Raw genomic sequence first — 23,969 nt, forward strand, 5'->3', positions numbered from 1 at the left:
GACCAGCTTCGGTCGGTGACTGGCGTTAGGCTAGTCCTCAGTCCAACTTTCGGTCCGCCGTCCCGCGGGGGCAGGAGTCGGCGGGTACGCGCAGAGTGCCGGCCATCCCCCACCAGAGCCGGTTCACCTCGACGTACCGATCTGTGGAGTCGAGCGGTTTTTCCCACGGCTTGTCGATGATGTAGTGGATGTTTTTCACCGACGCAGAATCCCAGACCGACGGGTGCTGGTGCTGCAGGGTCTTCAGCGCGTTATACACGTAGGGCAGCGGACGCCAGCGGTCGCGGAAAAACTCGTTGAGGAAGTCCTGTTCGGCGAACGGGAAGCGGGACAGATCGTCCACGGCCGCCAGCCGCCCCACCATGTCGGCGAAGACGGCCTCGTCGGGCGACAACAGGAGGAAGCCGCCGTTCAGGTAGTTGTCGGTCGCACCCGGTTCGGTGACGTGGTCCCTGCCCCCGCAGTGCGTGTAAAAGCAGGTCTCGGGTGTCCAGCTCGGCGGATAGCTCGCGATTCGGTTGGGGTTGCAACGGCAGGCGTGGCAGGCGGCGATGGCCCCGTCGGCCAATTCCAGCGAGAACAGCTCATCCATGTTCTGGGTCACCAGCATGTCGGCATCCAAGAAGACGACACGCTCAAACTCGGTAAGCCCCCAGACGGCCAGCTTGGTCCAGACCTCCGCGAACCGGGAGTTGGCGTAGCTGTCCACCGCCCCCCCGGCGGGACGCAACGGTGCCACGTCGCGCAGGAGGCACCCGTCGTCCTGCAGGAGGCGTCGGGTCTGCTCGTCGATCCCCTCGGTCACCATGACGACGAAGGGGACGGTGCTGTCGGAGCGCTCGAGCGAGGCCCGGAGCGTCCGGACCCCGATCAGGTAGTTGGGTTGCGTCAGCAAGGTCACCCATGCGTTCATCGGTGGTGCTCCTGTCCTAGTGGCCGGGTCGAGTCAGTCGAGCAGGGCAGCGGTGAACGTGTTGGCGAAGCGGTGCTGCGGGTCGAGCGTCTCGCGCACGCGGCGGAAGGCCTCCCACTGCGGGTAGAGTGCCGGCCAGTCGTAAAGGGACTCGTCGAAGTACTTGCCCCAGTGGGGCCGGCCACCCTCCTCGGACAGGGCCCGTTCCACGTTCCGGAGGAAGCTGTCGCCCTCCTCGGACAGCGAACCATCAGCCGCGTAGTAGACCACGAAGCCGAAGTAACAGGTGTCCTGGCCGTTGGACGGGCTCAGCCATCCGTCGGACGCACCGGTACAGCGCAGGATCACCGGGTAGTGCATCCGCGGGCGCGTCTCCGCGTGCCAGTCCTTGATCTTCCTGATCACCGCTCCGGCCTGCGCGAGCGGGATGCCGATCTCGACGTTGATCTGTGGGGTCGCGATCCCTCGGCAGAACACCTGGTAGATGTCACCCGTGACGTCGGTGAAGTCCCGGAAGCGTGACACCGTGCGGAGCGACTTGCCGTTGTCGGCAACACCCTTGCTGTCATCGCGCAGCTGCTGCAGCGTAGACTCCACGGTGCTGTTCATGGACGCATTGGTTCTCGCATATTCCACGAGCTGACTGCCGCCGGCTCGGTACCGGGAAATCTCGTCGTCGGTCGCCTCGTTGGCGGTCCACACCTGGACCTGGTTCTCCTGCGGGAACCACCAGGCCTTGGCCAGGATGTTCTCCCGGTTCCAGGTCTCCAAATCCGTCTCGAGCGTGCCTGCGTCGACGGCCTTCTTGACACAGGTGTAAATCATGGTCTCCCGCGCACGCAGGGTCACGGCGGTGATCACGCCCAGTGAACCGAGGCTGAGCTGGACGGCGGGGAAGTCCGGGTGGTCCTGCGCGTACTCCGCGACCGTGCCGTCCGCCAGCACCATCCGGATCGCCAGCGCGGCACCGGCTATCGAGCTCTGCTGCAGGCCCTGACCGTGGGTTCCAGTGGACAGGGCACCGGCCAGGGTCTGCTCGCTGATCACCCCAGGTGAGGCGTCCAGCATTTGCCCGCGCGCGGAGAGGAACGCGTACACCTCGGCCAGTGGGGTGGAACCGCCGAAGGTCGCGGTGTCATCGGTGCTGGAGATCAAGCCGCTCAGCCTGCTCAGGTCCAGGAGCGCGCCCGCCCCGTCCGCGACCTGGATCATCCGGCCGGGCGACATCCGGCTCCCGATCATCCGGACCGGGCCGTCGCTCGTGGACAGGAAGTCGCACAACTCCTCCTCGGTGGCTGGAGCAACTACCGATCCGGGTGGCCCCAGCCGGGAGTTCCTGGCCCAGTTGCGGAGCCGGGTGTCCTCACCGGTGAGCTCCGGCTCCTGGTGTGGGTAGGCGAGCTGTGTGATAGCCATGACGCGTCTCCTGTAGAAGTTCGGTTCTGCCTTCGAAGCTGCACTGACGTGCAGGGCTAATCCACCAGCACGAGTGTCTCCCACTGACGTGAACGAACTTCTCAGTTCTGTAGAAGACATGACATGACAATAGCCTAGCCTCGTTAAGGGAATGTATACACTGACAAAATGACTGTCGTATGCGTACCCGACTCGAATGCTCGTAATCTCCTCGGAACCCTTCCCGAAGACGTCGAGGTGATCGTCTGGGATGGCGGGGGCGACAGGCCCGAGCGCCTGGCGGATACCGTCTTCTGGGTGCCGCAGGTCGAGGACTCCACAAACCTCGCCGACAAGTTCGCCGCCATGCCGAAGCTCGAAGTCACCCAGCTGACGAGTGCCGGTGTGGAGGACATCCTCGAGCACGTCCCGGACGGTGTGACACTGTGCAGCGCGCGTGGCGTACACGGCCCGGCTGTCGCTGAGCTGGTCCTGGCCGTCGTCCTGGCCACGTTGCGTCGGCTGCCTCACTTCGGCGAAGCGCAACGACAGGGCAGGTGGGATCCGATGGAGGCCGACGACCTGCGCGACAAGCGCGTCCTGATTATCGGCGCCGGTGACCTCGGAAAACAGACCGCCCGCCGGCTGCGGAGCTTCGACGCCGCTCCCGTGCTCGTGGCGCACACGGCACGGGACGGCATCCACGCCACCTCGGAGCTGCCGAGCCTGTTGCCCGAGGCTGACGTGGTGGTGCTGACCGTTCCACTGACCTCGGACACGAGCGGGCTCGTGGACGCCGAGTTCCTCTCCCGGATGCCCGACGGCGCCCTGCTGGTCAATGTCGCGCGCGGTAAGGTCGTCGACACCTCGGCACTGCTCGCAGAACTGACGGCCGGCCGGCTGCACGCCGCCCTGGACGTGATGGAGCCGGAGCCGCTACCCGCTGACCACCCGCTGTGGAAGGCACCGAACCTGATCATCACCCCGCACGCAGCCGGCTCCATTGTGCAGTCCGGTCCGCGAGCCTTCGCGCTGGTCAACGCACAGGTCCGCCGCTACGTGGCCGGCGAGGACCTCGTCAACGTCGTGAAGGGTGCCGACTGAGCCCTCAGGCGTACGCCGTGAAGTGCGGGCCGAGACTGTCGAGCCAGGCGACCGGATGCACCGCCACGGCGTCACTGCCAGGCCGGGCCCACACAGCGGCGACCGCCTCCTCCAGCGCCGCACCGGTTCGGGCGAACTGGTAGCGGTCCAGCACCCAGCGGCGATTCGCCGCGCGGACCGGCGCCAGGGCCTCGAGGTCTTGGATCAGGTCCGCCACCTGGTCCCGGATCAGCAGCGGTCGCTGGTCCGGGACCCGCCAGGCACCAGGTGCCTCGAACAGCTCGTGACCGCCGCCGCCGTCGTAGCCGACCACGAGACAGCCCGAGGCCAGCGCCTCGGCGACGGGCAGACCGAAGCTCTCGGTGTGCCCGAGTGCGACGAAGACCGCCGAGCTCCCCAGAGTGGCGGCCACCTCCGCCCGTGGGGCCTGGACCAGTTCCACCAGATCCACCCCCGAGAGCCGTGGCTCGTCAGTCAGCAGCCGTATCAGCAGTGAGGCCTCCCGCGGCCGCTTCTTGGGGAACCAGCTCACCCGGAGCTGCCCGGTCGCACCGGGAACGAACAGCTCGCCGTCTACCGGGTTGGGAACCACGCTCAACGGCAGGCCGGGCAGCGCGGCGGCCAAAACGTCGCGGCTCTCCGCGGACACCACCCAGATCGCGGGCGCCGGCGTCCACCCAGGAAAATCCTCGCCGGGGGCACCGGCGGCGAAGGTGTAGAAGTGGTTCTGATTGAAGATGACCTTGCGGGCTCCGGGTGCCGGATCGCTGCCCTGGACGGTCGGTGTCTCCGGAAGCACCAGAAGGTCGTTGGCGCCGATCGGAGTGGTGGCCCCGAACACCTTCGGCACGTCGTCGGCGATCCAGTCGGTACGGTCGTCCGGGTCGGGCAGCCACAACCAGGCCTCGTGGCCGCGCTCACGCAGCAGCCGCACGTGCTGGGTCATTACGTGCACGCCGCCGCTGTGGTGGCGAGTGGCGAAACCCGCGTAGATAATCCGCCTCGGAGATGGTCGGGGACGGCTCACCATGCCGGAGGGGTGAGGTACCAGGACGCACCGCTTCCGACGTTGTGGGCGGGGAACGAGTCCGGGCCGAGGCCGACGTCCGCCCGCCACCCGTTGCCCCACTTGGCGTCCAGGCCGTGGAGGATTTCCGCCCGGTTGCCCTCGGAGGTCTGACCGGTCCGGTTCATCGTCTGCCGCCGCAGGTGCGAGACGTAGGCGCCCTCCGTGATCACGCATCGCAAGCCGGCCGCCCGCACACGGATCGCCAGGTCGATGTCCGCGCCGTAGCCGTGCCGTGGGAAGGCGACCTCGTCCAGACCCCCCAGCTCGACGACGGGAGCCACTGCGAACGCTATCGCGGTGCCGTCACAGAAGTGGACGTCGCGAATTACATCGCGCGGGACGTACTCCGCAGCGGTAGGCGGAATTGCATGGGCCCGCTGGTGGAGCCAAAAGTCGTCATAGCAGGCCGCCGCAAGCGCGATGTCGTTCGCGGTTGAGAAGGGCGCGAGCAATCCGTCGAGGAACCCGGGCGACAGCCGGATGTCGTTGTTGAGCACTACGCAGACCGCATGTCTATCGCGCAATGCCGTCTGCAGAGCCCAGTTCGCGGCGCCGATCCACCGGAGGTTGCGCCCTGGGCGGTGGACCGAGATGCGCCCCTCAGGGAGAACGTAGTCACCGGCGTTGTCGACCACCACGATGCGCAGGGCAGGGTCAAGATCGCTTCCGTCGCGGCACAGGTCATGCACGACCGCGTCGGTTAGCTCCGGCGAACCGAATGCGGGGATGACTACCAGTGCCGACGCGGTGGTAGTGGAATCGGTCACGGCTCGGCGCGGGCCGCGCGGCCCCAGCGGTTGCCGTTCAAGGTGGTCACGAACATTGGTTCCCGTCCGGTCGAGTGGCGTTGCACCACGGCACCGAACAATACCGGATTTTTGCTATAACGCTTGCTATTAGACCGCACAGGCCGACGGGACCGGCGCCATATGCATCACCGATGCGTCCGCGCCCCGCGCACGCAAAGCGACGGACCTAGGAACAGGAATAATCATGAACGACCGTGACCGCCTCTCCGGAAAACTGAATTTCAGTCTCCCGGAAGTTCAGTCAACAGGACTACGTCCCATGCCTCATTGTTCTCGATCGCAGTCCGGCGTTCGGCTTTGTCTTCTTCGCTCATCTTCCCAGCGCGGGGCGCTCCGGGCTTGGTGAACCCTGCGGCCTTTCAATCGGTGTAATTGTAGGTCGTGGCGACTCCTGAGTAGGTTCACCGGACATAGGCGGGCCCGCCGAAAACCTCGAAGGAAAGAAGTGACGCAGGAGCGCCGGAGAGGTTTATGGCCGGCCACGTCGCGTCAGCGATTGATGGTGTGGAGCGGGTCGCATAATCCGAAGGACAGCAGCAAAAAACGTCCGGGTCGGGCGCGATGAAGGAGCGCCTGGACCTTATCCGGCTGAAGCGAAGCGCAGGACCGTTCAGGGATTGAGAACGCTCCGTAGGCTCGGCAGATGACGGCCGTGCCAGCCAAAAGACCCAGTCTTTTCGCGTTCCGCGCTACGGCATACTTCACGACCTTGAGGTGGCTCCGCCGCCGAGCGCGTGTCTTCCGCTACTACCTCCGATGGGATGGCAGCACCGGCTTCGTCGCCGCTGAGGACGTTGCGCAGGAAGTTTGCTGTAGGCGGTCCGGGTATGGCCGGGCGACCCGCCGCGCGACCCGAAGAGCTGGCTGGTCATGCTGAGTCGGCCCGGGCGGCGACGAACCTCACCGAACGCACGCACCTGACGCGCCGAGGCGCCCGGCTGAACGCCGGCGGCGCGGCCAAGGCTCAGTCGAGCCAGTCCGGGCGGCCAGCGAGGCCGACCCGGTAGCGCGCCGCGTCCTCGGAGGGGCTATGCGGTCCGAGAGCCAGCTGGAAGGTCCGCAACTGCCAGCGGGTGCGCTGCAAACGGAGGCGGGCCGCGGGCGAGCGGTCACCGCGGCCGGGCACCCCGGCGAGGGGGGCCACGGACGGGGAAACCACCAGCGCCCCGGCGCTGGCGAGGCCGTTGTAGAAGATTCGCTCGGCCCAATTCAGCCCGCCCGGGGCGGAGAGGAAAGTAAGGAGTTCGGCGGGTACGGGTTCGAGGTCGGGCTCCACCGCGCGCAGGGCCTCGGCGAGTTCCCGGCGGTTGACCGGGAGGTCCTCGGCCCCAAGTGCCCGGGCGCTGCGGGACCAGTCGGCGACGTAGGTGTCGGCCCAGTTACGACCGAACTGCGGGGCCAGGTCTTGACCGACGGCCTCCTGGGCCCCGAGGAAGGCGTCGGTGAAGGCCAGGTGAACCCAGCGGAGCAGGGCGGGGTCGGAGGCGGAGTAAGCGCGGCCGTCGTCGGTGCGGCCGCGGACCCGCCCGTGCATGCCGCGGATCCGCGCCGATTCCCGCCCGGCGAGCTCCGCGGAGCCGAAGGTGCTCACGGTGAGCCACCGCGCGGTCCCGGCAAGGCGGGCCCAGGGGTCGCTGCGGTAGGAGGAGTGCCGCGCCACCCCGGCCATCGCCAACGGGTGCGCGCCCTGCCCGAGGAGCGCCGCGACCCCTCCGACGAGGGTGGAGAGGTCGCCGTGGACCCGCCAGACGACGCCATCGGGCTCGAACCAGCCCGGTCCCTCTCCGACCAGGGCGATCTCGCGCACCCAGTCCGGCGCCCCGGTGGGGTCCCCGGAGACCCGGGCGCGGAAGGCGCGGCGGACGCGGTGGGCCAGGTCGGCGGGGTGCGGTATCGGGCTATCAGGCATCATGCTCCAAAGATAGGTCGGGTACGACGGACACCCTGGACAGGACTCCACTACAAAGGGTAGAACATGGCCCTGACACGGCGATTGACGCGGGGACTCAGGGACTGGACTGATACCCGCGAATCGACCAGCAAGTGACCAGATGCCCGAGCGTGCCCTCCATAGTCAGAAGAGCGTTGGGGCTTCGATGTCGATGTCGGTGAGCGGAGGCCAGACGATCGGCTCGTTCCATCCGTGCCCGAGGAGGGCTGTGCGCAGTGTGAGCGACTGGGCGCGGAACTGGGGTCGGCCGACGCCGCGCCACCGGAAGATCGAGGCGTTGGCAAGCTGGCCCTTTTGGGACCGGTCAATCATATTCAACGCCGGGGTACCGCGGTCCAGATCCAGCAGCCACTCGGGCGTGGGCCCTGACGTTCTCCCAGAACCTGTCAGCCTCTCCCCTGCGCTGCCTCATCACCGGCTACCTCCGCAGGGACGTCATCGGACCCGCGCCGGCCGGCGGGCACGATCGGCCGGCGACCCTTCATTCGCACCACACCTGCGATGACCAGAGCGGCTACGCCAATAGCGCCATAGACAGGGCGCCGGCGACCTGATTACGGACCCGCGGCGGAATGGGTAGCAGCAGCATTGGCAGCCGGACGAACCGGTAGCTGTACCGGATTCTCGAGGAAAGCAACCAGCGGATGAGCCGGATCATGATGCGCTGCTGTCGACGGCGTTCGGTTGGAGGTGGCAAATAGGTTTAGCTCGTTCGGTGATAAGTCCACGTTCGTACTTCGCGAGGGTTGCCAGCATATTCAGCATCAGCCGGCCCGTCGAGGTTTACGGATCGATCCCATCCGACAGGGACCGCACCAGGATCTCCCGCTCACAGCAGGTTCACTGTCTTCAGAACATCGATGAGGGACCGAACCATCCGGTTTGCCCGCCAGACCACACGCCGAATATCTTGCCGTTGCCCTCATGCCTGAAACAGAGGGACGTATGGAAGGACTCACTACTGAGTTGGAGCGGCGGGGCGTCATCCTTCAGTGCCCTTTATCCATAGTTATCGGCCTAGCAAGAGCCTTGTTTTGGGGTGGATTCGCGGTATGCCAATTGAATACGCAGAGGTACCAGTACCGGATATTTCAGATCGGAGTCCGCAGCCCTTTTCGCACGACCGCGCTTCGTCCGGGCCACTCTTGCCGCGGCCAGCAGGTTGTTCTTCAGCGCCGTCGCCGGGGGCCGGCTAGCATCCATCCGACGACGCCACCGAGCACGGTGAGGCCGGGAACGAGATTCCACGACAACCCCTGCAGCTCCCGTATCAACCCGGGGCTGGCCTCCAGCACTGGTGTGATCAGCACGTATACGACGTATGCCACGACGAAGCCCAGGATCGCCCCGCTCAACGCCCCCAACAGTCTCCGACGCTTTCCACGCCTGTCCGGTGCCGGGGACGACGGTTGATCCTTCATGGTTCTCTTGAGGATTGCTTGTGGTTGCAAGTATCGCAGGCCGGGCATAACCCAGAAATGATGTCCATCTGTTGTGGTCGCAGACCTTCGACAGGTTCGGTCCCGCGTGATCGCGATGGTCGACGTCCTCAGGGTTGGCCGTGCCACCGGACTCCCCCAGGCCCGCCGAATGCAGCCGGTGTGAAAAGATTTCGGTATGTGGTTTGAATCGTGGGAACAAGTTGTCCGTGTGCTGATCATCGGATCGGTGTCCTATGCCGCCCTGGTCCTGGTGTTGCGGGCGTCGGGCAAACGCACGCTCGGCCAGCTCAACGCCTTCGATTTCATCGTCACGGTTGCCCTCGGATCCACCCTTGCGACAATCCTGCTCAGCGCCGATGTCACCTTCGCCCAGGGATTCACAGCCCTGGTGTTGCTGGCATCCCTCCAATTCATCGTCGCCTGGCTTTCGGCCCGGTGGCCACGGGTCCGGTCAGTGGTTACCGCGAAGCCGGTTGCCCTGGTCATTGATGGCCAGCTCCAGACCGGCCAGCTCCGACGGAACCGCCTGACCGAATCCGAGGTGCTGCAGGCAATCCGGAGCACCGGTACCGGCGCAATATCGGACATTGCCGCAGTGGTCCTCGAAACCAACGGCACCCTCAGCGTCATTCCCCACAGCGCCCTGGGCAACGGGTCAGCGCTGTCCGGGGTGGAGAACTGGCGCGACCATCCCCTGCCCACGAACGGCACCCCGTGATGGCTCCGGCGAGCGGCCCGGAATCCCAGGAGCAGCTGACCGACCGTCTACGCTCTGCTGAGGAATTCGCGCGCAGGCTCGACAAGCCGATGGGGATCCTCGGCATCATCTTCCTGTTCATCGTGCTGGGCCAGCTCCTGGCGGAAGACCCGGTCCTGGTCCTGGTCTTCGGCGTCGTCGGATGGGTCTTCTGGGCGATCTTCGTCGGCGAGTTCCTGTTGCGCGCATATATCGGTAGTTTCAGCCGCGCGTTCTGGCGGAAGAATTGGTGGCAGCTGATCTTTCTGCTGGTTCCTTTCCTCAGATTCTTTAGGGCCCTGCAGGCCTTCCGGTTGATCAGGGTCGCCCGGTTTGCCCGCTTCGGCGGCATCCTTTCGGCCGGCATCAGGGGGTCGCGCTCGGCCGGCAGACTGCTCTCCAGCAGAATTGGCTGGCTCGCGGCCGTGACCGCCGTCGTGATCCTCGCTTCCAGCCAGCTGCTCTACGCGACGGGATCCCACGAGTCCTACACCGATGCCCTCTTCGAAGCCTCAATGGCCACCATCACCGGATCTGGAATCACCCCCACCGACCACTTCGCCCGGATCCTCCAGGTGCTGCTCGCAATCTACTCGGTAGCAGTGTTCGCCACCCTCGCAGGGTCCCTGGGTGCCTTCTTCCTGAGGGACCAGTCGCCAGTGGCCGCCGATACCGACGCCACTCCCCCGGCTGACCGCTCTGGTGCGACCCTGGACCGCTGAACTGGCCCTGATGGTCGCTGGCAGGTTCCCTACCTCCCCAGGGAACGGCGGCTCAGGTCATGCCGGTTGCTTGCCGATAAGCGCCGGATCGGGCTAGGGTCCCGGGCATGGACATCATTCTGGTACCCGGATTCTGGCTGGATGCGTCATCGTGGGATGAGGTGACTCCCACGCTCGCGGCGGCCGGACACCACGTCCATCCCCTCACCCTGCCCGGTCTGGAGGCTAAGGACGCACCCCGGTCCGGGATAGGGCTCCGCCAGCACATTGACGCAGTGGTCACGGCGATCGACGACGTCGACGGGCCCGTGGTGCTGGTGGGTCACTCCGGCGGCGGTGCCATCATCTACGGTGCACTCGATCAGCGCCCCGACAGGGTGCTCCGGGCAGTCTATGTTGACAGCGGCCCCTTGGGCGACGGCGGCAATATCAACGACGAGCTGCCGTCCGACGGTGACGACATTCCGCTTCCCGCCTGGGAGGTGTTCGAGGAGGATGACCTCATCGGCCTGGATGAAACGCTGCGAGCAGCCTTCATCGCCCGTGCCATCCCGCAGCCGAAGGGCGTCGCCATTGACCGGCAGGTATTGCACGACGAACGCCGTCTCGCCGTTCCCGCTACGGTAATCTGTTGCGAATTCACCTCGGAGCAACTCAAACGGTGGATGGCTGCCGGGGATCCGTTCGTCGCCGAGCTCACCCGAATCCAGGACGTCGACTACGTCGATCTACCCACCGGGCACTGGCCACAGTTCACCCGGCCTGCTGATCTTGGCGCGGCGCTACTCGCCGCCGTCGACCGGGCATCTTGAGCTGACCCAGCTGAACAGCCCGTTGATCAGCAGCTGACCAGTCCGGGCGATCGGAGTGTCCGCGGGGCCAGGGTGGTCACCGGGGGCGAGCCCTGACGGTCCAGGCGGTCGCATCAATCCCGAACGGCGCGGCCGGAAGCAACCCGGCGCAGGCGTGCCGCAACTCATCACGGCCCCGGACACCCAGGCGCCTGACATGGTCCCCCGCCGGGCCGACGCCGAGGGTGAAGGGTTCCCACCAGGCGGCGAATGACTCGAATTCCACCCGCACTGACGCACTACCTTGCTCGATCTCCAGCAGACCAGCAGTGTCGAACAGGTCGGCAAGCTGCCCTTCGGCTATGCCGGGCAGGAGTGCTTCGGTGGGTGCCCGGTCATCAATCGACTGGACCGCCTCCCAGAACGTGGCCAGTGGACCTTTCCCTCCGGCGTGGTCCCACACGCATGCCGCCACGACCCCACCGCTGCGGGTGACCCGTGACATTTCCCGCAGGCCGGCGACAGGGTCGGCCAGGAAGTGGATCACCAGTTGCGCGAGGGTCGCATCGAAAACGCTGTCGGCAAAGGGGAGGCGCTCCGCCGCGCCGCGACGGATGTCGACGCCCGGAAGCCGGTCCCGGGCAGCCGCCACGAACGGGGGCGAGGGGTCAACCGCCGCGACCCCACCGGCTCCCAGCAGGGACACCAGCCGGGCGGTCAGGGCGCCCGGGCCGCATCCCACGTCGAGTGCACGATGGCCGCTCCGGACCCCGGCCAGACGCAGGAATTCCCCTGCAAGTGGCCCCGAATACTGGCCCATGAACCGGTCATAGGCATCAGCGGCGACGTCGAAACCCACGTGGATACCCCGCTTGTCCTGCCGGTCCGAATGACGTCAGGAACCGTTAATGTTGACCAGCCAGTCGACCCCGTACTGGTCCTTGCACATACCGAAGCTGTCGCCCCAGGGCGCCCGCTCCAGCGGCACTGTGACGGTGCCTGAACCGGAGAGCCTCTCCCAGTAGCTGCGCAATTCCTCCTCGTCCTCGCCGCTCAATGACACCGAAAAGGTGTCGCCCTCGGTGTAGGGCATACCGGTGGGAATATCGGCGCCCATCAGCACCAGGCCGGCATCCGTTTCGAGGTGCCCATGCATGATTTTTTCGGCGTCGGAAGGGTCCTCGCTCATCTGGTTTTCGCCGAACGTGCTCAGCGTGAGTTCGCCGGCGAAGACCGAGTGGTAGAAGGTCATTGCCTCCCGGGCGTTACCTGCGAAATTCAGGTAGGGATTCAATCGGGTGGTCATCACAAACTCCTGACAGTGCTGGAGGGGTGAAAGCTGGACGGCAGTCATCGATGGCAAGCCCACGACGAGCCTGCCCGACCCCGCAGTGGCGAGCCGGGGCCAGGAACAGCTAAGCGGTCGCGAATCGTTTAGCTGTTCGCGCGCGGTGCTTCTCAGCTTCACTTTCACGGTCCTTGGGAGGAGCCGTGGTTACCAGATCGTCGAGCAGGTGCGCCGTCACGTGGGCGATGCGTTCGACAGCGGTGTCAAACACCTCCTGGTTGACCTTCGAGGGACGGGCGGAACCGCTGACCTTGCGAACGTATTGCAGGGCGGCTGCGTGGATTTCCTCGTTGGTGGCAGACGGTTCGAAGTTAGACAAAGGTCGGATATTTCTGCACATGTTCCATAGCGTAGGCCGACTTGAGTGCGGGGGGAATAGCTGGTCGGGTTCATCTACTCGACGTACGAATGCCTACAGTTGAAGGACTCCCAAGTGAAGGATCCTGATGCATTTCGAACGACATGGCAGCGGCAAACCCCTCCTCCTGGTGCACGGTCTCGGTTCGAGCCTGCGCACCTGGGATCCGATCATGCCGGCGCTGACCGCCGAGCGCGATGTGATCGCCGTCGACCTGCCCGGATTCGGCCGCAGCTCACCCCTCGTAGGCCCGGCGACCGTCGGAACACTCACCGACGCGCTCGAACGGTTTATCGAGGCCGAAGGATTTCAGGGCATAGACCTGGTGGGAAGTTCGATGGGCGCACGGATGGTGCTTGAACTCGCCCGGCGCGGGCACCCGGGCACCACTGTTTCGCTGGACCCTGGTGGATTCTGGAGCGACCGCCAGCGGCTGGTGTTCGGGGTCAGTATCACTGCCTCGGTCGCCCTGGTGCGGGCCGTCCAGCCGGCGCTGTCCTTCCTGACCAGGACTGCGGCCGGGCGGACCGCCCTCCTGGCGCAGTTTTCAGCCCACCCCTGGAAGCTCCACCCCCACCTGGTTCTGACCGACGGGGCTACTCCGCCTCGCCCAGCCTTGACGAGGCACTGCGGTCTCTCATCGAGGGACCACTCCAGCAGGGCGCAGCCCGCGGATCCCTTCCCGGCAGGGTGGTCATCGGGTGGGGCCGGCAGGACCGCGTTACTCCCGCCAGCCAGGCGGCCACCGCGCAGCGGCGCTTCCCGGACGCCTCGCTGCACTGGTTTGATGCGAGCGGACACTTCCCCCACTGGGACCAGCCCGCGCCGGCCGCGCGTCTGATCCTCGACAGCACCTCCTGAACATCCAGTCGATGACTCCCCCAACGGACCACTCGTCCTTTACCCGCAACGCAGCGCCACGCAGGCAGGCTGCGGGCTGGCTGCTGGCCGATCTGTGCCTGATCATCGCCTTTGCAGCAACCGGGCGCTCAACCCACGAGTCCGGGCTGGCGATCCTGGGCATCCTCAGCACCGCTGGGCCTTTCCTTGCTGCCTGCCTGCTCACCTGGGTTGTGCTGAGGGTCTGGCGGTCGCCTGCCGTGCCCTGGCCAACCGGTGTGCTCGTATGGCTTGGTACAGCCGTGGGAGGCCTCGCGATCCGTGCGCTGCTGGGCGGTGGGATGGCGGTGAGTTTCCTCGTGGTCGCCGTCGTGGTTCTGGGCGCGGTCCTGCTCCTCCCCCGCACTGTGGCCTCACTCGTCCTGCGGCGGCGTGGTACTTCGCGATAAGTTAGCTGCAAGCCTGTATCACCAGTCAGTTCCACCTCTGCCAGGGAGACACCCCATGATTACCGCTTTCGTCCTGATCCAGACCGACGCTTCCCGGATCCCCGAATGTGCCCAGGAAATCTCCGAGATCGATGGCATCAGCGAGGTCTATTCGGTGACCGGTGAGTGGGACCTCATTGCCATTGCACGGGTCAGCAGGCACGAGGACCTGGCCGACGTCATCGCCGACCGCCTCTCCAAGGTTGAGGGGGTGGAGTCCACCACCACCCAGATCGCCTTCCGCTCCTATTCACAGCACGACCTCGATACTGCCTTCTCGTTGGGCTTCGAAGGCTGAGGATGCGGGTAGAGATCGCGGTGCAGGACCCCGCCGGCGCGGCGATAGCCGACCACGCTGGTGCGGCGCGCGCTGAACTCTGCGTGGGTCTGCCGCTGGGAGGGCTGACACCCTCCGTCGGGCTGGTCCGCCGGATCAGGGCCATGGTTCCGGCCCTGCCCCTGCACGTGCTGATTCGCCCCCGCCCCGGGGGATTCACCTACTCCCCCGCCGAGCTCGACGTGATGGCCGCGGACATCGATGCGGCTGCGTCCGAGGGTGCGGCGGGCGTCGTCGTCGGGGTCCTGACGGCCGGCGACGACGTCGACGCCGGGGCGCTGAGGATCCTGCGGCAGGCGGCTCCCGCCATCGAGTACACCTTCCACCGGGCGATCGACCACACCCCCTCGCCTGTCCACGCCCTTGAGGCGATCTCCGCGGCTGGGTTCACCAGGGTACTGACCTCCGGCGGCGCGGTTTCCGCGGCACAGGGCCTTGACACTCTCGGGTCGATGGTCGCCGCGCAGAGCGGCCTGACCATCCTCGCGGGCGGTGGCGTGGTCCTTGGCGACCTCCCGGCGCTGTCCGCCGTCGGGATCACCGAGGTCCACCTCTCGGCGAAGGCAACCCACCGTCCGCCCGGAGGCGGCATCTCCCTTGGAGTGTCGGATACGGAGGGCAACAGTTACCAGGTCACCGACCCGCTGCAGGTTGCCGAGGTAATCGGGCGGGCCAACCGACTGCCCTAGGCGCCGCCGGTCACCCGCACCCACTTGTCCAGCGCGGCCTGCGCGGCCCCCGAGTCGATCGAGGCTTCGGCACGCCGCATCGCGGCCGTAAGCCGATCGATCAGTGGCGCCGCATGCTGGGTATCGAACGCCACGAGCCCGGCCGCCGCATTAAGCACCACAGCGTCCCGTACCGGACCCCGCTCCCCCGCCAGCAGTGCACGCACCACTGAGGCGTTGCTTGCCCCGTCTGCGCCACGCAGTGCCTCCACCGGGGCTACCGGCAGCCCGAAGTCGGCGGGGTGGACAGTGTGCTCGGTGACCGTTCCGTTCCTGACCTCCCAGACAGTCGACGAGCCGCTGGTGGTGAGTTTGTCCCTGCCGTCGCTTCCCCTGAACACGAGGGCGCGAATCCCCCGCGCCGCGAGCACCCCGGCCATCAGCGGCGCCATCCGTTCACTGGCGCAGCCCATGGCCTGTGCATCGACGCCGGCCGGGTTACTGAGCGGCCCCAGGAAGTTGAAGGCTGTGGGAACCCCCAGTTCACGCCGCGGGACCGCTACGTGACGCATGGACGGGTGAAACACCTGGGCAAAACAGAACGTGATTCCGGCTTCCTCAGCCGAGCGGGCGACATCGTCGATGGAGAGGTCCAGCCGGACGCCCAGCGCCTCGATGACGTCAGCGGCACCGGCAGATGAGGACGCGCTGCGGTTGCCGTGCTTGACCACCTTCGCTCCCGCGCCTACCGCCACCAGGGAGGACATGGTGGAGATGTTGAGGGTATTCAGGCCATCCCCGCCGGTACCGACAATATCGAGGGTGGGGCCGGGTACCTCGATACGGTGTGCCCGCGAGAGCATTGCCTCCACCAGCCCGACCAGCTCGCCGACGGTTTCCCCCTTGCTCCGCAGGCCAACGAGGAAGCCCGCCACCTGGGCGTGGCTGGCCTCGCCCTCCATGATCTGATCCATGGCCCAGCGGGTCTGGTCAGAGGACAGATCGTCTCCCCGGATCAGGGCGGAGATCAGTACAGGCCAGGTCGGGGAAGCGCTGTCGGGGCTGGAAATCGTCGTCACACCTCAAGGTTATCTACGAATTGTAGAAAGTCATCTGTTCGCGACTTCCGCGCCGTTACTGGGATGGCGAGTCCCCAACGCCCATGGGGACGCGCCGGGAGGGCATCAGCATTGGTGAACTGGTGCTTTTTAGAGACATAATGGATCTGTGACATCTGCGACTCAAGCCCCCAGTACCACGGCGCATCACACGCTGAACCGCCCCAACATGGTTTCCGTCGGAACCGTCGTTTGGCTGTCCAGCGAGCTGATGTTTTTCGCCGGACTATTCGCCATGTACTTCACCCTGCGCTCCACTTCAAGTGAGCTATGGGCAATGGAGACCGAAAAGCTGAACGTTCCGTTCGCGCTGATCAATACGATTATTCTCGTCTTGAGTTCGGTGACCTGCCAGTTCGGAGTGTTCGCCGCCGAGCGGTTGCAGCCTCGCCGCACCGGGAGCGTGTTCTCCCCCGCGAAGTGGGGAATGATCGAGTGGTTCCTCCTGACCTTCATCCTGGGCTCCATCTTCGTCGCGGTGCAGGGCTACGAGTACGCGGTGCTGGTCTCTGAGGGCGTCTCGCTCTCGTCCAACGCCTACGGGTCGGCGTTTTATATCACCACCGGTTTCCACGGACTCCACGTCCTCGGCGGGCTGATCGCCTTCCTGTTCATCATCGGACGAGGGTTCGCAGCCAAACGATTTGGCCATTTTGAGGCCACCTCGGCAATTGTGGTGTCGTATTACTGGCACTTTGTCGACGTCGTCTGGATTGCTTTGTTCATCATTATCTATTTCCTGAAGTAACCCTTAGTTGAACCCTCTTCTACTACGTGTAGAATTTCATCAAGTGGTACTGGCAGTGATTGCACGACAGAAGGCAGGAACCAGCAAGTGAAGGCACTTTCGCAAAGGCGACGTCATCCCCTGGCAGCAGTAGCTTTGTTGCTGATCGGATTACTCCTCACGGGTGGCGTCTACGCCCTAGCGAGCAGTACCAACGAAGCCAAGGCACAGACCTTTTCAGCGGATCAGGTGGACGAGGGCGAGAAGCTTTTCATCGCCAACTGCGCCACCTGCCACGGGATGGGCGCAGTCGGTTCGGAGAACGGGCCATCCCTCGTTGGGGTGGGCGCAGCATCGGTCGACTTCCAGGTAGGCACCGGACGCATGCCGATGCAGATGCAGGGCCCGCAGGCACAGGTCAAGCCACCACAGTTCGGTGACGAGCAGACCATGCAGATGGCCGCCTATGTGGCATCCCTTGGCGCTGGCCCAGCCATCCCCGGGGAAGAAACCCTCGACACGTCCGACGCCGACCCCGCCAACGGCGGCGTGGTCTTCCGCGTCAACTGCGCCATGTGCCACAACGCTGCCGCCGCTGGCGGCGCCTTGACCCGGGGCAAGTACGCTCCCGCCCTCTCCGGCTCCACCGCCAAGCACACCTATGAGGCAATGGTCACCGGGCCGCAGAATATGCCGGTCTTCAGTGACGCGAACATCACCCCCGAGGACAAGCGCGACGTGATCGCGTTCCTCGAGACCATCGACGAGCAGGGCTCCCCCGGCGGAGCGGACCTCGGTTCGCTGGGACCGGTTTCCGAGGGCCTCTTTATCTGGGTAGCGGGACTCGGCGTCATCATCGCCTTTACCGTCTGGCTCACCGCGCGATCGTCCTAGACCGCGATGGCGCACTACAGGCAGCCCACGGGCAGCAACCACAAACTGAACAACAGACCACAAGCAGAGTTTTTCCAGAAGGATGCGAGGGATCATGGCCGATCATAGTCACGGCAGTCCAGAGAGTACTGGCGTCGTAGCTAGGCCCGGTCAGGGCGATGTGCAGAAGTTCCAGAACCCTGGACTGCCTCCGCACCGTCCCCGGCTGGCCGACAGGGATCCGCGTGCCGAGAAGCGCGCGGAGCGGCAGGTAGCGATTCTCTTCCTGGTGTCGATCATTGGCACCGTGTTGTTTTTCGTCGGGTACTTCCTCATCCCCCTGGACGAGACCATCGAAACCCTTCGCCTCCAGAACCTCACACTGGGCCTGGGTACCGCCTTTGCGATGCTCGGGATCGGCGTCGGCATTGTTCACTGGGCCAAGACCCTGATGCCCGATCATGAAGTCTCCGAGGACCGGCACGAGATCCGCACTGAGGCTGACCGCGCCGATGCAGAGAAGATCATCAACGACATCGTTGAGGAAACAGGCATCAAGCGTCGCCCACTGATCCGCAACACGCTGCTGGGTGCAATGCTCCTGGCGCCGCTCCCCGCCGTGTTCATCTTCCGCGATCTGGGTCCATTGCCCGGTGACGTGCTGCGGCAGACCTACTGGGATTCCGGAACCCGTCTGGCCCGGGATCCAAGTGGCACCCCGATCAAGGCCTCCGACGTGACCATCGGTTCGGCCTTCCACGTCATCCCTGAGGGACTGTCTGACTCCGAGCATTACCTCGAAGAAAAAGCCAAGGCTGTTGTCTTGCTGATGCGTCTGAACCCTGACTCCCTGAACCCCTCCCCGGGGCGTGAGGACTGGGGCTACCAGGGCATTGTCGCCTACTCCAAGATTTGTACGCACGTGGGTTGCCCTGTTGCTCTGTACGAACAGCAGACCCACCACCTGCTCTGCCCGTGCCACCAGTCGACGTTCGACCTTACGCAGGAATGCAAGGTCATCTTCGGACCGGCGACACGACCGCTACCGCAGCTGCCCATCGCCGTTGATGACGAGGGCTACCTCATCGCTACCAGCGATTTTCAAGAGCCAGTAGGACCAAGTTTCTGGGAGCGTGGCTGACATGAGCAGCACGGCATCGCAAAGTACCTACCAACCCAAGACGAGCGTCGGGAAGATCACCAACTACGTTGACTCAAGGGTCGGCGGATCCGGAATGGTCAAGGAGTTCGGGCGGAAGATCTTCCCGGATCACTGGACTTTCATGTTCGGTGAGGTGGCGCTGTACTCCTTCGTGATCCTGCTCCTCTCGGGCACCTTCCTGACCTTCTTCTTCGATCCGTCGATGGCGGAAACCCACTACGACGGTAGCTATGTGCCATTGCGTGGGGTCGAAATGTCCGAGGCGTACGCCACGGCCCTGAACATCTCCTTCGATGTCCGCGGCGGACTGTTCATGCGCCAGGTTCACCACTGGTCTGCATTGCTCTTTGTCGCCGCAGTATCGGTTCATATGCTCCGCGTCTTCTTCACCGGAGCGTTCCGGCGCCCCCGCGAACTGAACTGGGTTGTCGGTTGCGTCCTGTTGATCCTGGCCATGGCTGCCGGCTTCACCGGTTACTCGCTCCCCGATGACCTGCTGTCCGGTAACGGCCTGCGGATCATCGACGGCGTCATCAAGGCGGTACCGGTTGTTGGCACGTACATCAGCTTCTTCCTCTTCGGCGGCGAGTTCCCCGGCACAGTGGTGATCCCACGTCTTTACGTGCTGCATATTCTCTTGATCCCCGCGATCATCCTGCTGATGATCGTGATCCACCTCTTCATGGTGGTGACCCACAAGCACACCCAGTTCCCCGGCCCAGGCCGGACGAACGACAACGTGGTCGGCTTCCCCGTCGGCCCGGTCTACGCAGCAAAAGCCGGCGGATTCTTCTTCATCGTCTTCGGCATCATCGCAGCGATCTCGGCAGCGTTCACGATCAACCCGATCTGGAACTACGGCCCGTACGACCCCTCCCCGGTGTCGGCTGGTACGCAGCCCGACTGGTACATCGGCTGGGTGGACGGCGCGCTGCGTCTCATGCCGGGCTGGCTGGGCGGTCTGCCGCTGGAGTGGAACATCCCGATGCCATGGGGTGTCAACACCCTGTCGCTGAACGTGTTGATTCCAGCGCTCGTTCCCGCAGGAATTGTCTTCGGACTCATGTTCATGTGGCCATGGATCGAGTCCTGGCTGACGAAGGACAAGCGGGAGCACCACCTGCTCGACCGTCCGCGGAACGCACCGTTCCGCACCGCGGTGGGCGTGTCCGGCGTCGTGTTCTACTGCGTCATGTGGGCAGCAGCCAGCTCGGACCTCATCGCCACCCACTTCTTCGTATCCCTGAATGATGTGACCTACTGGTTGCGGGTGCTGTTCTTCGTAGGCCCGATCATCGGCTTCATGGTTGCTCAGCGTATTGCCCTGGCCCTCCAGCGCAAGGATCGCGAGATTGCACTGCACGGCCGGGAAACCGGCCGGATTGTGCGACTCCCCCACGGTGAGTTCATCGAGGTCCACGAGCCACTCGATGAATACAAGCGCTACAACCTGGTCAACTACGAGTCCCACGCGGTGCTTCCTGCCGAGGCCGACGTCAACGGTCACGTCACCCGGACCGAAAAGGCACGGGGCCGGTTGTCCCGCTTCTTCTTCGAGGACAGGGTTGCGCCAGTGACCCCGGCCGAACTTGAGGCAGCCCACTCGCACGGACACCACGATGCGATTGCCGAGCAGCACGACAAGGCAGCGGTCTCGCAGTAACACCACGACGAAAGGGCCCGATTCAGCACCAGCTGGATCGGGCCCTTTCTCTTGTCCGCGTGCAGATGCGGTCTGCAGGGCTGTTCTAGGGGCTATTGAGGCGCTTCGCGGTATAGGCGCGGGGCGACCGCACACCGGGGCGTTGCAGCGGCACCCACAGCTTGTAGCGGTCCGCCCGGTAGTACGACACCGAGTAGTCGATCATCGACCGGGCCACATACGCGTGACGCTGGATCTTCAGTAGTGGAGCACCCAGGTCGACGTTGAGCAGGCGCGCGATTGACGCTGAGGCCGCCGTTGCCTCGATAGTGTCTTCTCCCCACTCCATCACCAACCCGAACCGTTCGCTCAACACGTTGTACAGCGAGGTGGGCGCCGGCTCGTCGAGGATCCCCGGCACCCGGTGCGCGGGGATGAAGTTCTCGTCGACGCTCATCGGCTCGCCGTCGGCAAGGAGCTGGCGACGGAACCGCACGACGGGGTGCCCCTGTTCCAGTTGCAGTTCCCTGGCGATCAGCGGCGTAGCCCCGATCTGTTCAAAACTGAGGACCCGCGCATCAGGCACCATCCCCCGGCGGTGCATTTCCTCACTGTAGGAAGTGAGCTTCATCTGTAAGTCCAGCTTGGTGTGTGCCACAAAGGTTCCAAGACCGACAATCCGCTCCAGTACCTCTTCGGCTACCAGAGCATCGATGGCGTGGCGCACCGTCATGCGTGCAACCCCGAAATGTTGGGTCAACTCACGCTCCGAGGGAATGGCGGTTCCCGGCTCGGCGTGAACCGCGATCAGCTCACGCAGGATCTCCCGTAGCTGCACATGTTTGGGGGCGGTCGAATCGGGGCGGAGCCCTTCCTCGAGTAACCGTAGTAGTGTGCTCGACACCGGTGGCGACCTTTCCTGCAACTGCGACAACTGGCTGCTCCCAGTCTAGAGGGGTCCCCCAGCGTTGATTCCCCCGACCCCCGCGGTGTATCGTTGACTATCGTTATATATCGTTGAGCGCGACTGAGGAGAGCATCATGCGAAGTTCCTACCCGGCAAGTGGATTCGGCGGCAACAACATGGACGGCATGTGGCAGGCGGTCGAAGAGCTCCGGTCACGGTTTGAGAAGCGCTCGGGTACCCGCGCCGGACGCGGCGAGGTCCGTTCCGCCATTCTCGCCCTCCTGGCAGAGAGGCCCATGCATGGATACCAAATCATCCATGAGATCGAGGAACGCAGCGGAGGCAGTTGGAAGCCCAGTGCAGGTTCCGTCTACCCCACGCTCCAACTGCTGGCTGACGAGGGCTTTATCAGTGCTGAAGAGTCCAACGGCCGGAAGATTTTTTCGCTGACCGAGGCGGGACGTGAGGAAGTGGCGGGAGCAGGAGGCAGTAGCCCCTGGGGGCCAGCCGATCACTCCGGCGCTGCTGGCTTCGGCGCCCTGCCCAAGGCTGGCGTGGAACTGGCTCAGGCTGCCGCCCAGGTGAGTCGGACCGGGACACCGGCGCAGGTCCAGGAGGCAGCCAAGGTGCTCAACGACGCGCGCCGTCGGTTGTACTCAATCCTCGCCCAAGACTGACCGGCATGGGTTTGGACCGCCGGGGTATGGCGGATTCGCTCCCCGGCGTGAGTGCCTCCCGTGCCCGATACCGTCGCATTGTGCGGTTCGCGGCGTGGCATCTCGCTGTGACCTGGTGGTTTGAGCTCATCCTCCCCCGCATCGGGCTGGGCCGGATCGCCGAGCGCACCAGGACACGACGCATGCTGCGTTTCGCCCGGCGCTTCAGGGTACTGGCGGTGGACCTTGGTGGACTGATGATCAAGGTGGGCCAGTTCCTGTCGTCGAGGCTTGATGTTCTGCCACCTGAGATCACCGCCGAGCTGGAAGGACTGCAGGACGAGGTACCGCCGGTCCCCTTCCCCGCAATTCGGGTCCTCGCCGAGGCGGAGTTGGGTGCGCCCCTAGAGAACGTGTTCGCGGCCATCGAGGAATCACCCATCGCGGCGGCATCGTTTGGGCAGGCACACCGCGCGCAGCTTCGGCCGATGGATGCCGCCGATACGGGGCTGGCTGACGTTGTCGTCAAGGTCCAGCGTCCCGGCATCGATGCGATCATTGATATCGACCTTGCTGCGCTGCGGAAAGTAGGCGGCTGGCTCAATCGCGTCCGCATTGTGTCCGACCGGGCTGACGTACCCGCCCTGGTGGAAGAGTTCGCCCAGATCAGCCTCATGGAGATCGACTACCTGCGGGAAGCTCAGAATCTGGAGCGGTTTGCGTCCGACTTTGCCAGCGACGACCGGGTGGGTGTGCCCGAGGTCGTCTGGGAACGCAGCACCCGCCGCATCCTGACGCTCGAAGATGTCACAGCGATCAAGATCACGGACGCGGCTGCCCTGATCGCCGCGGGAATCGATCCGGTGCAGGTCGCCCCTGTGTTCGCGTCGGTCATGTTCGATCAGATGTTCACCAACGGGTTCTTCCACGCCGATCCGCATCCCGGCAACATTTTTGTCACCGTTGACCGGGGGGATTCCGGGACAGCCCTGACCTGGAAACTCACCTTCATCGACTTCGGAATGATGGGTGAGGTACCACCCAGTACCCGTGATGGCCTGCGGAAACTCCTGATAGCCGCTGCTACCCGTGATGGGAAGGGGCTGGTCGCCGCGATCAAGGACGTGGGCGTGCTGGTCCCTTCGGCGGATACCGGTGAACTTGAGCGGGCGATGACCCACCTGTTTGCCCGGTTTGGCGGCATGGGATTCGCTGAACTCCGGGAGGTGGACCCCAAGGAGTTCCTCGATTTCGCCGTTGAGTTTGGCGATCTGGTCCGCTCGTTGCCTTTCCAGCTGCCCGAGAATTTCCTCCTGATTATCCGTGCCATGTCGCTGACGTCGGGGGTGGCCAGCTCGCTGGACCCCCGGTTCAACCTGTGGGATTCGGTTGAACCCTATGCCGCGCAGCTGTTGCGTGATGAGCGCGGCAACATTGCGCAGGACGTGGCCCAGCAGGCCTTCAAGGCAGCGTCGGTGACCCTGAGACTGCCACAACGCCTTGACGGACTCATCACCCGTGTGGAGGACGGCTCCCTGTCTGTTGCCAACCCCCGCCTGGAGCAGCGTCTGGCGCGCCTCGACCGGACGGCGCAACGTGCCGCCTCGGCCTTGATCTTCGGCGCGTTGCTGATCGCCGGCTCGCTAGTCCGTGCCGATGACACCGTCCTGGGAAACGTCCTGATGCTGGCGTCAGCTGTTCCCCTGCTCCACGGACTATGGGCCGGCCGCCGGGGTCTGTAACCCCGCGCTGTCCGCAGACCGCCAGGGTCAGGAACTGCGGCTTTCGATCCCCCGTTACCGCCTACCCGGCTCATGCGTTCGCCTGCATCCTGCAGCGGACAGAGCCTCCTCCCCGTGTGCTCCCCGCGGACAGGCCCCACTCCATGAGCCGGCTACTGACAAGCCGCCCTC

At 64.9% G+C, this 23,969-nt stretch carries 26 protein-coding genes and 1 pseudogene; 14 read left to right on the plus strand and 13 right to left on the minus strand.

Annotation, left to right across the window (positions count from 1 at the left end):
* Positions 1 to 37 precede the first annotated feature (37 nt).
* Both IWX64_RS05245 and IWX64_RS05250 read right to left on the minus strand, forming a co-directional pair.
* Entirely contained in the window at positions 38 to 913 is an 876-nt protein-coding gene (locus IWX64_RS05245) for a glycosyltransferase family 8 protein (protein WP_196866110.1), read from the minus strand.
* Between the two features lie 33 nt (positions 914 to 946).
* Entirely contained in the window at positions 947 to 2,329 is a 1,383-nt protein-coding gene (locus IWX64_RS05250) for a D-arabinono-1,4-lactone oxidase (RefSeq protein WP_196866111.1), read from the minus strand.
* Positions 2,330 to 2,497: 168 nt separating this feature from the next.
* Here IWX64_RS05250 and IWX64_RS05255 point away from each other — a divergent pair, with 168 nt between their 5' ends.
* On the plus strand, positions 2,498 to 3,412 hold the full coding sequence (locus tag IWX64_RS05255; RefSeq protein WP_196866112.1) for a 2-hydroxyacid dehydrogenase: 915 nt from the start codon (positions 2,498 to 2,500) through the stop codon (positions 3,410 to 3,412).
* A gap of 4 nt (positions 3,413 to 3,416) precedes the next feature.
* On the opposite strand, the gene IWX64_RS05260 is transcribed toward IWX64_RS05255, so the two are convergent.
* The 6 genes and pseudogenes from IWX64_RS05260 to IWX64_RS05280 form a co-directional block, all read right to left on the minus strand.
* Entirely contained in the window at positions 3,417 to 4,358 is a 942-nt protein-coding gene (locus IWX64_RS05260) for a glycosyltransferase (RefSeq protein ID WP_196866113.1), read from the minus strand.
* 77 nt (positions 4,359 to 4,435) lie between these two features.
* The gene (locus tag IWX64_RS05265) at positions 4,436 to 5,248 is read right to left on the minus strand and encodes a glycosyltransferase (RefSeq protein WP_196866114.1); all 813 of its coding nucleotides are present in this window, start codon (positions 5,246 to 5,248) and stop codon (positions 4,436 to 4,438) included.
* Positions 5,249 to 6,254: 1,006 nt separating this feature from the next.
* Complete coding sequence (locus IWX64_RS05270; protein ID WP_334683167.1) at positions 6,255 to 7,202, minus strand: oxygenase MpaB family protein; 948 nt, start codon at positions 7,200 to 7,202, stop codon at positions 6,255 to 6,257.
* Between the two features lie 162 nt (positions 7,203 to 7,364).
* Entirely contained in the window at positions 7,365 to 7,553 is a 189-nt protein-coding gene (locus IWX64_RS05275; RefSeq protein WP_196866115.1) for a hypothetical protein, read from the minus strand.
* 396 nt (positions 7,554 to 7,949) lie between these two features.
* Positions 7,950 to 8,148: pseudogene (locus tag IWX64_RS16945) on the minus strand (recombinase family protein); the annotation flags it as partial.
* 262 nt (positions 8,149 to 8,410) lie between these two features.
* The gene (locus IWX64_RS05280; RefSeq protein WP_196866116.1) at positions 8,411 to 8,662 is read right to left on the minus strand and encodes a hypothetical protein; all 252 of its coding nucleotides are present in this window, start codon (positions 8,660 to 8,662) and stop codon (positions 8,411 to 8,413) included.
* 196 nt (positions 8,663 to 8,858) lie between these two features.
* Between IWX64_RS05280 and IWX64_RS05285 the strand changes: the two genes are divergently transcribed.
* The 3 genes from IWX64_RS05285 to IWX64_RS05295 all read left to right on the plus strand — a co-directional run bounded on the left by IWX64_RS05285 (position 8,859) and on the right by IWX64_RS05295 (position 10,953).
* Positions 8,859 to 9,401 carry a DUF421 domain-containing protein gene (locus tag IWX64_RS05285; RefSeq protein ID WP_196866117.1) on the plus strand — a complete coding sequence of 181 codons (543 nt, stop codon included), beginning with the start codon at positions 8,859 to 8,861 and terminating at the stop codon, positions 9,399 to 9,401.
* Entirely contained in the window at positions 9,401 to 10,141 is a 741-nt protein-coding gene (locus tag IWX64_RS05290) for a hypothetical protein (protein ID WP_334683168.1), read from the plus strand. The genes IWX64_RS05285 and IWX64_RS05290 overlap by 1 nt, the downstream gene beginning before the upstream one ends.
* A gap of 107 nt (positions 10,142 to 10,248) precedes the next feature.
* A complete protein-coding gene (locus IWX64_RS05295; RefSeq protein ID WP_196866118.1) occupies positions 10,249 to 10,953 on the plus strand; it encodes an alpha/beta fold hydrolase in 705 nt (234 codons plus the stop codon).
* A 76-nt stretch (positions 10,954 to 11,029) separates the two neighbouring features.
* Here IWX64_RS05295 and IWX64_RS05300 read toward each other — a convergent pair whose 3' ends face one another.
* From IWX64_RS05300 to IWX64_RS05310, 3 genes are all read right to left on the minus strand, one after another.
* Complete coding sequence (locus IWX64_RS05300) at positions 11,030 to 11,791, minus strand: class I SAM-dependent methyltransferase (RefSeq protein ID WP_196866119.1); 762 nt, start codon at positions 11,789 to 11,791, stop codon at positions 11,030 to 11,032.
* Between the two features lie 36 nt (positions 11,792 to 11,827).
* Entirely contained in the window at positions 11,828 to 12,238 is a 411-nt protein-coding gene (locus tag IWX64_RS05305) for a VOC family protein (RefSeq protein WP_196866120.1), read from the minus strand.
* Positions 12,239 to 12,347: 109 nt separating this feature from the next.
* Complete coding sequence (locus IWX64_RS05310) at positions 12,348 to 12,620, minus strand: DUF2277 domain-containing protein (protein ID WP_196866121.1); 273 nt, start codon at positions 12,618 to 12,620, stop codon at positions 12,348 to 12,350.
* A 106-nt stretch (positions 12,621 to 12,726) separates the two neighbouring features.
* Between IWX64_RS05310 and IWX64_RS05315 the strand changes: the two genes are divergently transcribed.
* The 4 genes from IWX64_RS05315 to IWX64_RS05330 are packed head-to-tail and all read left to right on the plus strand — an operon-like array spanning position 12,727 to position 14,992.
* On the plus strand, positions 12,727 to 13,479 hold the full coding sequence (locus IWX64_RS05315) for an alpha/beta fold hydrolase (RefSeq protein ID WP_334683169.1): 753 nt from the start codon (positions 12,727 to 12,729) through the stop codon (positions 13,477 to 13,479).
* Between the two features lie 31 nt (positions 13,480 to 13,510).
* Positions 13,511 to 13,927, plus strand: a complete 417-nt coding sequence (locus IWX64_RS05320; RefSeq protein ID WP_196866122.1) for a DUF3054 domain-containing protein — start codon at positions 13,511 to 13,513, stop codon at positions 13,925 to 13,927.
* Between the two features lie 55 nt (positions 13,928 to 13,982).
* Positions 13,983 to 14,264, plus strand: a complete 282-nt coding sequence (locus IWX64_RS05325; protein ID WP_196866123.1) for an Lrp/AsnC family transcriptional regulator — start codon at positions 13,983 to 13,985, stop codon at positions 14,262 to 14,264.
* A 2-nt stretch (positions 14,265 to 14,266) separates the two neighbouring features.
* Positions 14,267 to 14,992: a copper homeostasis protein CutC gene (locus IWX64_RS05330; RefSeq protein ID WP_196866124.1), complete on the plus strand. Its 726-nt coding sequence runs from the start codon at positions 14,267 to 14,269 to the stop codon at positions 14,990 to 14,992.
* Here IWX64_RS05330 and trpD read toward each other — a convergent pair.
* Positions 14,989 to 16,050 (minus strand): anthranilate phosphoribosyltransferase, encoded by a 1,062-nt coding sequence (trpD, locus tag IWX64_RS05335; protein ID WP_196866125.1) that lies wholly within the window; start codon positions 16,048 to 16,050, stop codon positions 14,989 to 14,991. The genes IWX64_RS05330 and trpD overlap by 4 nt on opposite strands.
* Before the next feature lie 148 nt (positions 16,051 to 16,198).
* Here trpD and ctaE point away from each other — a divergent pair, with 148 nt between their 5' ends.
* From ctaE to qcrB, 4 genes are all read left to right on the plus strand, one after another.
* Complete coding sequence (ctaE, locus tag IWX64_RS05340) at positions 16,199 to 16,837, plus strand: aa3-type cytochrome oxidase subunit III (protein WP_196866126.1); 639 nt, start codon at positions 16,199 to 16,201, stop codon at positions 16,835 to 16,837.
* Between the two features lie 87 nt (positions 16,838 to 16,924).
* Positions 16,925 to 17,710, plus strand: a complete 786-nt coding sequence (gene qcrC / locus IWX64_RS05345; RefSeq protein ID WP_196866127.1) for a cytochrome bc1 complex diheme cytochrome c subunit — start codon at positions 16,925 to 16,927, stop codon at positions 17,708 to 17,710.
* A gap of 94 nt (positions 17,711 to 17,804) precedes the next feature.
* Positions 17,805 to 18,830 carry a cytochrome bc1 complex Rieske iron-sulfur subunit gene (qcrA, locus tag IWX64_RS05350; protein WP_196866128.1) on the plus strand — a complete coding sequence of 342 codons (1,026 nt, stop codon included), beginning with the start codon at positions 17,805 to 17,807 and terminating at the stop codon, positions 18,828 to 18,830.
* Position 18,831: 1 nt separating this feature from the next.
* Positions 18,832 to 20,514: a cytochrome bc1 complex cytochrome b subunit gene (gene qcrB / locus IWX64_RS05355; RefSeq protein ID WP_196866129.1), complete on the plus strand. Its 1,683-nt coding sequence runs from the start codon at positions 18,832 to 18,834 to the stop codon at positions 20,512 to 20,514.
* Between the two features lie 85 nt (positions 20,515 to 20,599).
* Here the strand turns inward: qcrB and IWX64_RS05360 are convergent, their stop codons facing one another.
* The gene (locus tag IWX64_RS05360) at positions 20,600 to 21,331 is read right to left on the minus strand and encodes a GntR family transcriptional regulator (RefSeq protein ID WP_442859032.1); all 732 of its coding nucleotides are present in this window, start codon (positions 21,329 to 21,331) and stop codon (positions 20,600 to 20,602) included.
* Positions 21,332 to 21,534: 203 nt separating this feature from the next.
* On the opposite strand from IWX64_RS05360, the gene IWX64_RS05365 reads away from it, so the two are divergent.
* A complete protein-coding gene (locus IWX64_RS05365) occupies positions 21,535 to 22,077 on the plus strand; it encodes a PadR family transcriptional regulator (protein ID WP_196866131.1) in 543 nt (180 codons plus the stop codon).
* A 5-nt stretch (positions 22,078 to 22,082) separates the two neighbouring features.
* The gene (locus tag IWX64_RS05370) at positions 22,083 to 23,798 is read left to right on the plus strand and encodes an ABC1 kinase family protein (protein ID WP_196866132.1); all 1,716 of its coding nucleotides are present in this window, start codon (positions 22,083 to 22,085) and stop codon (positions 23,796 to 23,798) included.
* Positions 23,799 to 23,969 lie beyond the last annotated feature (171 nt).

Origin of the sequence: Arthrobacter sp. CAN_A212 (assembly GCF_015752345.1) — a bacterium.
GTDB lineage: Bacteria > Actinomycetota > Actinomycetes > Actinomycetales > Micrococcaceae > Arthrobacter_D.